We start from the raw sequence: 1,353 nt of genomic DNA on the forward strand, positions 1-1,353 counted from the left end.
AAGACCAACCATCGGAAATAATGTGATGCAAAGTCAGCAAAAACTGATATTCGCTATCGGTGAGCTGGATGAGAGCCGCACGGATAAGCGGGCCGCTTTCAAGGTCAAATGATGCGTGAGCCTCCTCCACGCTTAGACGCTCAAGAACAACATCAGCATCCGGGATCCCGCGCAGATCATATTGCGATAACAGTAAGCTGCTATTCGGCGCCAACAGCCGCACTTGCGGTTGACCATCAATAGAGACAAAGACAGAGCGTAACGCTTCATGACGGGCAAATAAGGTATCCAGCGCCTTCTGCCAGGCCATGATATCCAATTGCCCACTCAAGCGCAGGGCCATCGGGATATGATAAGTTTCACTAACGCCCTCAAGCTGCGTCAGGAACCACAAGCGCTGTTGAGCAAATGATAACGGCAATGCACCTTCGCGAGATACCGGCACAATGGCTGGCAGGATAGTATCCAGTTGCCCCTTCCGGGCTTGCATAACTTCCGCAAATGCCTTTAACGAAGGGAATTTAAACAGGGTGGTTAATGACAGTTCGATACCGAAAGCAGCTATCCGGTTGATCATCCGTACCGCCAACAGCGAATGCCCCCCCAAGGCAAAGAAATTGTCATGTCGGCTTATCCGCTCAATGCCAAGTAACTCACGCCAGATAGTCGCCAATACGGTTTCCATCTCCCCTTGCGGCGCTTCATAAATCTGATGGACAAAGGCTTCCACCCCCGGCGCAGGCAACGCTCGGCGATCTAGCTTGCCGTTCGGCGTTAACGGAAACGCATCCAGACGCACAAAAGCGGACGGCACCATATAATCCGGCAAAATGGCACTCAGATAGGCACGTAAGCTGTTAACCAGCCGGTCATCCGCTTCTGCCACCACATAAGCCACCAGCCGTTTGTCCTGACCGTCACCCAGAGCCAGCACTAACGCTTCACTTACCGCCGGATGTTCCATTAAGCGGGCTTCGATTTCCCCCGGTTCAATACGGAAACCGCGGATTTTCACCTGGTGGTCGTTGCGGCCCAGGAATTCCAGATTGCCGTCCGGCAAATAACGGGCTAAATCCCCGGTGCGGTACATGCGGGCATCGGGTTTATCACTAAATGGGTCAGACAGGAAACGTTCAGCCGTTAAGTCAGGACGATTGAGGTAGCCACGCGCCACACCAACACCACCAATGTACAACTCCCCTATTGCCCCCAACGGCACAGGATGGCCATCGTTATCCAATAAATAAAGACGGGCATTATCTAGCGGACGACCGATAGTCGGATAAGGGTGCGACGGCTCTATACAGGCCAACGTCGTATCCACGGTACATTCTGTTGGGCCGTAGACATTAT

1 protein-coding gene is annotated in these 1,353 nt (G+C 52.9%); it reads right to left on the reverse strand.

The genetic code is table 11. The features are described from left to right. The coding region (locus tag EAE90_RS23145) for a condensation domain-containing protein (protein WP_214055438.1) at nucleotides 1-1,353 on the reverse strand (1,353 nt) is incomplete at both ends.

The organism is Photorhabdus caribbeanensis (genome assembly GCF_018448885.1).
In the GTDB taxonomy this organism is placed as follows: Bacteria; Pseudomonadota; Gammaproteobacteria; order Enterobacterales; family Enterobacteriaceae; genus Photorhabdus; species Photorhabdus caribbeanensis.